The sequence below is a fragment of the Bacillus cereus group sp. N21 genome (assembly GCF_016483395.1).
Lineage (GTDB): Bacteria > Bacillota > Bacilli > Bacillales > Bacillaceae_G > Bacillus_A > Bacillus_A pseudomycoides.
Genome location: NZ_JAEHBX010000354.1, coordinates 1 through 264, shown reverse-complemented (window position 1 = coordinate 264; position 264 = coordinate 1). Strand labels below are relative to the sequence as shown.

The following is a 264-nucleotide window of genomic DNA, read 5'->3' as shown; positions in this document are numbered from 1 at the left end:
CTTTGGAATATTGTATTTCTTAGCTAACTTAAAACAAGGTTGCCTTGGTTGCGTTACTTGTACTATCGCTTCTCCGAGCTCAAACGTATCACCGATACAAACATCCTCTTCACGCATACCACTTACTGTTATATTTTCTCCGAATGCTCCATATTCAAGGTCTTGATTCAATGTTTCTTCCCAATAACTATAATGTTCACCCGAATACACACAAACCGCTTTATCCACCCCTCCATGATGAACTAAATCCGCCTGACCATCACC

General features: G+C 40.5%; 1 protein-coding gene. It reads right to left on the bottom strand.

All coding sequences use genetic code 11. From position 1 onward, the window contains the following. Positions 1–264, bottom strand: a 264-nt coding sequence (locus JDS96_RS31170; protein WP_199669165.1) for an MOSC domain-containing protein, incomplete at both ends; no start/stop codon positions are given.